A 9,061-nucleotide genomic window follows, 5' to 3' on the forward strand; every position below is an offset into this window, starting at 1 on the left:
GACGATCCCTAGAAACCGCCACGGCGCACCGCCCCTTCCGCGTACCCGCCGGTGGATCAGTTCGTCTGGTAGTAGCCGGTCAGGTCGACGAGCAGGTCGATGTTCGCCCAGCCCTGGTTCCAGAAGTCGACGATGCCCCCCTTGCCCCCGGGCGTCTGGACCAGGTTCGGGACGGTCGCGCCCGCCGTCCAGTTCAGGGCCGAGGAGACGGGCCGCTGCGGCGTGACCGCGGTGCCCTCCCGGTACTGGTACCTGAAGTTCGGGTCGGGGGCGACCGACAGGAAGCCCGTCCCGGTGGTGTTGGTGACCGTGGTGTTCAGCGCCCAGCCGTCGATGTCGGGGGTCGTCGTATCGCCCTCGAGCGGCATGGGTTCGTACGTACGGGCCGGCACCGGTCCGGCCTTCCGAAGGCCCCAGCTGAGGTCCTTGCGGGTGTCCAGCATCCGCATGGGCACCCAGGCGGTCACGAAGGCGGACCGGCTGTCGGGGGTGTAGTAGCCGACGACGTCGACCACCACGTCGGCCGGGTTCCAGCTGCCGTTGCGAACGGCGATCTTCCCGTCGGGGCCGATCGGCACGATCACCGAGTTGGCGACGGTCTGACCGGCGGTGAAGTTCACGTTCGAGGTGACCGGAGCCGCCTGCCCGCTGGGGTAGGCGGTCAGGTGACCGTCCGCCCGCGGGTTGGTGGCGGTCAGGTTGAGCGCCACGGCGGTGGCGCCCGCCGGCACGCCCCCGCGCCCGGCGATCTCGACGTCGAAGGTGCCGTAGCCGGGGACCTGACCCTTCGCCGTACCGACGCCCTCGCGGGTGTCGACGGCGCGGGTCGGGGTCAGCGCGCCGTAGCCGGCGGCGGGCGCCGGCGTGAAGAAGCCGGTGACGTCCGCGAGCAGGTCGACCGACTGCCAGCCGGCGTTGAACAGGTGCACGTACCCGTCCTCGCCGACCGGCGCGATCACCAGGTTCGGGACGCTCTGGCCCGCGACGTAGTTCACGTTGGACGTCTCGGCGCCCTCGGTCAGGGCCTTGTCCTGGCCGACCGAGATGTGGCCCGGTCCCGTGGTGTTGGTGACGGTGACGTTGAGGACCACCGCGCGGACCGCGGCGGGGACCTTGGCGACGCCCGCGACCTTCAGCGCCACCGAGCTCCGCCCGCCGACCTTGGCCCGCGCGGCGCCGATGCCCGCGCGGGTGTCCAGCAGCCGGGTCGGCGCGTGCGAGGTGAACTCGTTGCCCGCGGTGGTGAACTTAAGCCCGTTCACGGCCTCGGCGCCGGTCGCGGTGTTCTTCACCGTGACCTTGACGTCGTACGAACCGACCGCGGCGTACTTATGCTTGGTGTATCGCAGGTCGGAGCCGAAGCCGGCGATCGTGGCGACGAACTTGTCCGTGGCCCCGTCGCCCCAGGAGATGACGACATCGAGGGCGGCGGCGTCCGTGGTGGTGATGATGGTCCGCAGATCGATCGAGTGCGCGGTGTGACCGGTGCCCTCCAGGTCGATCGCGGGGTACGAGCTGTCCTGCGCCCCCTGCGCCCCCTGCGCCCGCGCGGTCCCCCCGGCCTGGGCGCCGGACTTCGGCGTGACCACCGTACGGTCGGCAGGGCTGCTGAAGGTCTTGCCCTTGAGCTTCTGCGCCACCTCCGGACCGGTCCCGGCCGCGGCCGCCCCCTGCGCGGCGGGCGCCGCCGGAGCGACCGGACCCGCCGCCTGGGCGATCCCGGGTATGAGCCCCACACCCGCTGCCACGAGGGCAGCGGAAACTACGAGTCGGCGATTGCGCACCGGCCCCCCATTTTCTTCTAACGGTCGATCAGGTCCAAAGCCTGGCCAGCGTACATAACCGCGTTTCGAGCAAGCCCGGCAACGGGATGAACTCCGCCCGCCCGCGAACTCCTGTGCTGGTCACAGGTCGGGCCTGCTCGAACTGGGGGGTTCATGAGTTTGCTGCCACGTGGCAGAGGTATGTCCGCAGCCCGGGGGAGAAGCCGTACGGCCTTGGCCTCCGGCGCCCTGCTGCTCGCCGTACTGACGGCGTTCACCGGCCAGACCGGGTCCGCCCTCGCGGCCCCGGCGACCGGTCCCGCCACCTGGACCGGCCGTACGACCGGTCCCGGGGCGCCGACGAGAACGGCTACTTGGTGTCGTAATAGCCGAAGATGTCGACGATCAGGTCGACGTCCTGCCAGCCCTGGTTCCAGAAGTCGACGATTCCGTTGTTCCCGGAGCTCGCCTGGACCAGGTTCGGGACGGTCTTGCCGGCCGTCCAGTTCAGCGCGGAGGAGACCGGCCGCTCGGGCCAGCCGTTCGTCTTGTTCCGGTACTGCTCCACCGTGTTCGGGTCCGGTGCGACCGACAGGAAGCCGTCGCCGCGGGTGTTGGTGACCGTGGTGTTCAGCACGTAGCCCGCGACGCCGTCCTCACCCGGGGAGAACGGGATGTAGGTGTAGCCGCGGGCGGGCGACTGGCCCTTGTCCCAGGCCCGGGTGTCGAGCCTGCGGACCGGCTTGTCGAACGGCACGAAGGAGCCCGAGCTGTCGATGCCGTAGGAGCCGACCAGGTCGACGACCACGTCGGTGGGCTGCCAGCTGCCGTTGCGGATGGTGACCGAACCGTCCGCCGCGACCGGCACGATCACCGAGTTGGCGACGGTCTGACCGGCGGAGAAGTTCACGTTCGACGTGGTGGGCACCGGTTGGTCGCTCGGGTAGGCGGTCAGGTGACCGTCCTGCCGCGGGTTGGTGACGGTCACGTTGAGCGCGAGGGCCGTGTGGAGCCCGGCCGGCATCTGGATCTTGAACGACCCCTGCCCGGGCACCTGGCCCCGCTTGACGCCGTCGCCCACGCGGGTGTCGACGATGCGGGCCGGCGTCCGCGGCGTGTAGCCGCCGGCCGCCTTCCGGCCGAAGTAGCCGGTGACGTCGGCGATCAGGTCGACCGACTCCCAGCCGCCGTTGTACAGCTCCACGTAGCCGTCCTTGCCGACCGGCACGATCACCAGGTTCGGCACGGTCTGGCCGGCCTCGAAGTTGACGTTCGAGGTCGTCGGCCGCTCGCGGCCCGAGGCGAAGGCCGTCACGTGGCCGGCGCTGGTGGTGTTGGTGACGGTGACGTTGAGGACCACGGCCGTGACCCCGGCCGGGATCTTGCCGTTCCCGGCGACCTTCACGCGGGAGGTGGCGTACGGGGCGACCTTGGCCTTCGCGGCGCCCGTGCCGTTACGGGTGTCCAGGAGGCGGGTGGGCCCGTACGGGGTGAAGTCCGAGCCCGCGGTCTCCAGCGGGAGCACGTTGGTGACCTCGGCGTTGTTCGCGGCGTCCGTCACGGTGATCTTGACGGGGTACTCGCCAAGCTTCGCGTAGGTGTGCGTGTGCGTCAGCACGGCGGCGCCGTACGGGTCGGCCCGGTCGAAGTTCCCGTCGCCCCAGTCGATGACGACGTTGAGCTGGGTGTTCGCGCTGTCGACCGTGGTCTTCAGCTCGAAGCCGTGCGCGGACACGGCCTGGGCCTCCAGCACGATGCCCAGGCCCGGGTTGCCCGCCTCGGCCTGCGACGCCACGGCGGCGCCCTTGGCGGCGGACAGCGCCTTGCGGACCGTACGGTCCGCAGGGCTGGTGAAGGTCTGGAACCCTTCCGAGGCCTTCTTCAGGTCCATGCCGGGCGCAGCCACCCCCTGGGCGCCCGGCGTGACCGGGTCGGCCGCGTGGGCCGTCACCGGTATGAATACTGATCCGGCCGCGACGATGGCGGCAGCGGACATTACGAGACGGCGATTGCGCACCGGCCCCCCATTTTTTTGAACACGCTCAGGATGAAATCCCGCTCAGCGTACAGACCCGCAGGGGCTTGATCACCCGGGTATCCCCGGGCGCGGGGGAGTTGGCGCGGATACGTCCCAACCTGGCCGGTTCAGCGGAGGAGGACACCGCTTCGTGCACACGCTGCCCGTGCACCGCGCCGCCGGGCTCTACCAGGCGAGCTGCGCGATCTCCTCCGACACCACCGCGCACGCGTCCGCCGCCGGGTCGATGAGCGGGAAGTGGCCGACCCCGTCCAGCAGGGTCAGGCCCACCATCTCCCCCGCCTGCGCGGCCGCCGCCACGTACGCCTCGGACACCGCCTCCGGGACCACGATGTCGCTCCGCCCCTGGACCACCGCCGTCGCGATGCCCGTCGGGAGCAGCGCCGCCGGGTCGGCGTACGGGCGCCGTTCGCCGAAGGGGACCTCCCCGCCGAGCAGTTGCGCCGAAGCGCCCCCGCACACGCCGAGCTCCTGCGCCACCGTGAAGTCCGCGATCGGGGCGAGCGCCACCACGCCGCGCAGCAGCGGCGGGGAAGGCAGCCTCCAGCCGGCCGGAGCGTCGTGCGGGAGCACGTGCCGGGCCGCTGCCCACAGCGCGAGGTGGCCGCCCGCCGAGTGGCCGGTCAGGACGATGCGCCGGGGGTCGGCCTGCGGCAGGGAGGCGGCGGCCAGCGCGGGCAGGGCGTCCATCGCGGCGGCCACGTCGTCGAAGGTCTCCGGCCAGCGGCCCGCGACGGGGCCCGCCGCGTCCTGGTGGGGCAGGGAACTGCCGCGCCGGTACTCGACGTTGGCGACGGCGAAACCCTGTCGGGCCAGGAAGTCCACGAAGGGGGTGATGTGCTGCCGGTCGTACGGGGCGCGCCAGGCGCCGCCGTGCAGGACGACCACCAGCGGGGCGGAACGCTCCGGGCCCTGCGCGCCCTCGCCGCGCGGGGCGTAGAAGTCGACGATCTGGTCGGGGTGTTCACCGTAGGCCGCCGTCGCGTCGGGGGCGACCGGCGGATGAGAGAAGGCCGAGGCGGCCTCGGCGGCGTCCCGTTCGACTGCGGGGTCCGTCATCGGCTCAACCTCCGGTAACGCGTGGGGCAGGGGGGACTGATGTTCCGGTGTACCCGGCAGAGCGGGACCGTATCAGGCTGGAACGGGCCCTTCCGTGGCGGGCCGGGCCCACACAGGCGTGGGCGGGGCCGCAGCCCCGCCCACGTGCTGATGTGACGTTTCGCTACCCGGTGCTACCAGGTCACCCGAAAATGTGACCCAGTGTGCGGGCCGCACGCTCCGCGTCGGCGAAACCGACGTACAGCGGGGTGAAGCCGAAGCGCAGGACGTCGGGGGCCCGGAAGTCCCCGATCACGCCCCTGGAGATGAGCTCGCGCATGACGCCGGCCGCGTCCCGCGTCCGCAGCGAGATCTGGCTGGCGCGCTGCCCGTGCCCGGCCGGGGTGACCACCTCGACCATGCCCTCGGGGACGTACGCCGCCACGCATTCGAGGAAGAAGTCGGTCAGCGCGAGGGACTTCGCGCGGACGTCCTCGACCGCGACCCCGTCCCAGGCGTCGAGGGCGGCCTCCAGGGCGAGCATGGACAGGATGTCCGGTGTCCCGACCCGGCCCCGGACCACACCGGGTGCGGCCTCGTAGGACGGGGTCATCGCGAAGGGCTCCGCGTGGCCGTTCCAGCCCGGCAGCGGGGAGTCGAAGGCGGCCTGGTGGCGGGCGGCGATGTACAGGTACGCGGGGGCGCCGGGGCCGCCGTTGAGGTACTTGTACGAGCATCCGACCGCGAGGTCGACACCGTGCGCGTCGAGGTCGACGGGCAGGGCGCCGGCCGTGTGGCACAGGTCCCAGACGATGACCGCGCCCGCCGCGTGGGCGGTGGCGGTCAGGCCGGGGAGGTCGTGCAGGCGGCCGGTGCGGTAGTCGGCGTGGTTGAGGAGCACGACGGCGGTGTCGGCCGTCATCGCCTCCGCCGCCCGCGCCGGGTCCACCGGGACGACCCGCAGGCCCGTCATACGGGCCGCCGATTCGGCGATGTAGCCGTCGGTGGGGAAGGTGGCGGCGTCCACGAGCATCTCGCCGCGGCCGGGCGCGGCGAGGCGGGCGGCGCCGACCAGGGCCTTGAACAGGTTGACGCTGGTGGAGTCGCCGACGACCACCTGGCCGGCGGCCGCGCCGACCAGGGGAGCTATCCGGTCGCCGATCCGCTCGGGGGCGTTCCACCAGTTGGCTTCGCCCTCGGTCCAGGAGCGGATGAGGCGGGTGCCCCACTGCTCCGTGACGACCTCCGCGAGCCGGGCCGCGACTCCCGCCGGGAGGGCGCCGAGGCTGTTGCCGTCCAGGTAGACGACGCCCTCGGGGAGGGTGAAGCGCTCACGGAGCTTGCCGAGGTCGTCGGCGGCGTCCAGCCGTGCGGCCCGCCGCGCGAGCGGGGTCGGGTCCGGGGTCGGGTCCGGGGTCGGGTCCGGGTCCGGGGTCGGGTCCGGGTACGCGTTCGGCTCAGACATGGCTGCGCGCCGTCCAGAGCTCCGGGAAGACGTTCTTCGTCGCGCGCTTCTCCAACCAGGTCACGCCCGCCGAGCCGCCCGTGCCCGTCTTCGCGCCCATCGCGCGGCGGGTGGCGACCAGGTGGTCGTTGCGCCAGCGCCAGACCAGCTCGGCGACGTCCGTCAGGACCTCGCCGAGGCGGTGGAGGTCCAGGTGGGCATCCGGGGTCGCGTACAGGGCGGTCCAGACGGCCTCCACCTCGGGCGAGGGCTCGTAGCGCTGGGCCGGGTCGCGGTCGAGGACGGACGCCGGGACCGGCAGGCCGCGGCGGCCGAGGAGGCGCAGGACCTCGTCGTAGAGGCTGGGCTCGTGGAGGGCCTTCTCCAGCTCCGCGTGGACGCGCGGGGCGCCGCGGTGCGGGACCAGCATGGAAGCGGACTTCTCGCCGAGCAGGAACTCCATCCGGCGGTACATCGCCGACTGGAAGCCGGAGCCCTCGCCGAGGGCGGCTCGGTACGCGTTGAACTGGCCCGGGGTCAGCTGGGCGAGGGGGCGCCAGGAGGCATTGAGGGCCTCCAGCTCGCGGAGGGATCGTTTCAGCGCGTCCGTCGCGACGGAGAGGTCGTCCTCGCGGAGCGCCTGCGCGGCGGTCTCCCACTCGTGGACGATGACCGTGAACCACAGCTCCATGACCTGGGTGGTGACCAGGAAGACCATCTCGCCCGGGTCGTCCGAGCGCAGGTGCTGGAGGTGGGTGAGGACGTCCGCCTGGACGTAGTCCTCGTAGGGGGTCGTGCCGGCGAAGTCGAGGTTCGGGGTGTCCGAACCGCCGTCTCCGGAGGCATCAAGGGCGTGCGACATCGCTGTCTCCTCGATACGTGCTTCCGGGTAGCGGTCCGCTCCTTCCGTGAGGTGAGTGGAGCTCCGGTCCCCTGTCCGCATCATAAGACCGTCGTGCCGCAGGGCTTCAATAGTCAGTGGCGTACGTCACAGCCGGCGACCCGGGTGGGCCGGGTGGGCCGGGCGGGCCGGGTGGGGCGGACGGGACCGGCCGGAGCCGGGCGGGGGCCGTGCGCCGGCCCCGCCCGGCCTCGTACCGCGTCAGGCGCCGAGGACGTCCGCAGCCGTCTCCGAGGAGTCGCGCAGGAAGGTCGAGCAGCGCTCGTACTCCTCCTTCTCGTCGATCGCGCCGGCCGCGCGGGCCAGGGCGTTCAGGGCGCGCAGGAAGCCGCGGTTCGGCTCGTGGCTCCACGGCACCGGGCCGTGGCCCTTCCAGCCCGCGCGGCGCAGCGCGTCGAGGCCGCGGTGGTAGCCCGTACGGGCGTACGCGTACGACTCGACCGTGCGGCCGGCGGCGAAGGCCTCGTCGGCGAGGACGGCCCAGGCGAGGGAGGACGTCGGGTGCGCGGCCGCCACCTCGACGGCGGGGGTGCCGGCGGCGATGGCCTCGCGGCCCGGCTCGTCGGGGAGGTGGGTGGGGGCGGGGCCCCCGAGCAGGTTCTGGTGAATGGACATGCCCACAGTCTGGGGTATCGCGGCACGCGGAAAGGGCCGGGCCTCGCCGTCCGCGGACGTCGGGGCCGGGCCCTTCCCAAGGCTTCGGGCGACTACTTGAGCTTGGTGCCCGTGGAACGCAGGTTCGCGCAGGCCTCGGTGACGCGCGCGGCCATGCCGGCCTCGGCGGCCTTGCCCCACGTGCGGGGGTCGTACTTCGACTTGGTGCCGACCTCGCCGTCGACCTTCAGGACCGCGTCGTAGTTGCGGAACATGTGGTCCACGACCGGGCGGGTGAAGGCGTACTGGGTGTCGGTGTCGAGGTTCATCTTCACGACGCCGTTCTCCAGCGCGGTGGCGATCTCCTCGGCCGTGGAGCCCGAGCCGCCGTGGAAGACGAAGTCGAACGGCGAGGGCTTGCCGTACTTCTCGCCGACGCCGGCCTGGAGGTCCTTGAGGAGCTCGGGGCGCAGGACGACGTTGCCCGGCTTGTAGACGCCGTGGACGTTGCCGAAGGAGGCGGCCAGCAGGTAGCGGCCCTTCTCGCCCAGGCCCAGGGCCTCGGCGGTGCGCAGCGCGTCCTCGACGGTGGTGTACAGCTCGTCGTTGATCTCGTGGCTGACGCCGTCCTCCTCGCCGCCGGTCGGGGTGATCTCGACCTCAAGGATGATCTTCGCGGCGGCGGCCTTGGCCAGCAGCTCCTGGCCGATGGCCAGGTTGTCGGCCAGGGTCTCGGCGGAGCCGTCCCACATGTGCGACTGGAAGAGCGGGTTCAGACCGCGGGCCACGCGCTCGGCGGAGATCTCGAGCAGCGGGCGGACGTAGCCGTCCAGCTTGTCCTTGGGGCAGTGGTCCGTGTGCAGCGCGACGGTGATGTCGTACTTCGCGGCCACGATGTGCGCGAACTCGGCCAGGGCGGCGGCGCCGGTGACCATGTCCTTGTTGTACTGGCCACCCAGGAACTCCGCACCACCGGTGGAGATCTGGATGATGCCGTCGCTCTCGGCCTCCGCGAAGCCGCGCAGCGCAGCGTGCAGGGTCTGGGTCGAGGTCACGTTGATCGCCGGGTAGGCAAACTTGCCTGCCTTCGCCCGGTCGAGCATCTCGTTGTAGACCTCGGGGGTTGCGATGGGCATCTGTCCGCTCCTTGGATGTGCGGGGAGTGTGCTTATTGCGGGCCCTGACCTGGGGGCGACGTTGCCGTCGTGGCCATCTTTCCAGACTCGGCGACACACTCCACCTCGGTGGCGGCGCAACATGGGTCCGGCCGGGTGGAGTGTTTC

General features: G+C 72.0%; 7 protein-coding genes. All 7 read right to left on the minus strand.

Features of this window, described 5'->3' with window-relative positions; all coding sequences use genetic code 11:
* Positions 1 to 56 precede the first annotated feature (56 nt).
* Entirely contained in the window at positions 57 to 1,748 is a 1,692-nt protein-coding gene (locus J7F03_RS38565; RefSeq protein WP_214957875.1) for a hypothetical protein, read from the minus strand.
* A 385-nt stretch (positions 1,749 to 2,133) separates the two neighbouring features.
* Entirely contained in the window at positions 2,134 to 3,714 is a 1,581-nt protein-coding gene (locus tag J7F03_RS38570) for a PKD domain-containing protein (protein WP_214957876.1), read from the minus strand.
* Between the two features lie 252 nt (positions 3,715 to 3,966).
* Entirely contained in the window at positions 3,967 to 4,860 is an 894-nt protein-coding gene (locus J7F03_RS38575; RefSeq protein ID WP_214957877.1) for an alpha/beta hydrolase, read from the minus strand.
* A 181-nt stretch (positions 4,861 to 5,041) separates the two neighbouring features.
* On the minus strand, positions 5,042 to 6,304 hold the full coding sequence (kynU, locus tag J7F03_RS38580) for a kynureninase (RefSeq protein WP_214957878.1): 1,263 nt from the start codon (positions 6,302 to 6,304) through the stop codon (positions 5,042 to 5,044).
* Positions 6,297 to 7,145: a tryptophan 2,3-dioxygenase family protein gene (locus J7F03_RS38585; RefSeq protein WP_214957879.1), complete on the minus strand. Its 849-nt coding sequence runs from the start codon at positions 7,143 to 7,145 to the stop codon at positions 6,297 to 6,299. The genes kynU and J7F03_RS38585 overlap by 8 nt, the downstream gene beginning before the upstream one ends.
* A 240-nt stretch (positions 7,146 to 7,385) precedes the next feature.
* A complete protein-coding gene (locus tag J7F03_RS38590) occupies positions 7,386 to 7,799 on the minus strand; it encodes a DUF3151 domain-containing protein (RefSeq protein WP_214957880.1) in 414 nt (137 codons plus the stop codon).
* Positions 7,800 to 7,891: 92 nt separating this feature from the next.
* Positions 7,892 to 8,914 carry a class II fructose-bisphosphate aldolase gene (gene fbaA, locus J7F03_RS38595; RefSeq protein ID WP_214957881.1) on the minus strand — a complete coding sequence of 341 codons (1,023 nt, stop codon included), beginning with the start codon at positions 8,912 to 8,914 and terminating at the stop codon, positions 7,892 to 7,894.
* Positions 8,915 to 9,061 lie beyond the last annotated feature (147 nt).

The organism is Streptomyces sp. ISL-43 (assembly GCF_018614195.1).
GTDB lineage: Bacteria > Actinomycetota > Actinomycetes > Streptomycetales > Streptomycetaceae > Streptomyces.

What these genes read in the sequence shown, in the direction of transcription:
- J7F03_RS38575 (WP_214957877.1), bottom strand. Translation starts at nt 4,860, where the DNA reads ATGACGGACCCCGCAGTCGAACGGGACGCCGCCGAGGCCGCCTCGGCC.
- kynU (WP_214957878.1), bottom strand. Translation starts at nt 6,304, where the DNA reads ATGTCTGAGCCGAACGCGTACCCGGACCCGACCCCGGACCCGGACCCG.
- J7F03_RS38585 (WP_214957879.1), bottom strand. Translation starts at nt 7,145, where the DNA reads ATGTCGCACGCCCTTGATGCCTCCGGAGACGGCGGTTCGGACACCCCG.
- J7F03_RS38590 (WP_214957880.1), bottom strand. Translation starts at nt 7,799, where the DNA reads ATGTCCATTCACCAGAACCTGCTCGGGGGCCCCGCCCCCACCCACCTC.
- fbaA (WP_214957881.1), bottom strand. Translation starts at nt 8,914, where the DNA reads ATGCCCATCGCAACCCCCGAGGTCTACAACGAGATGCTCGACCGGGCG.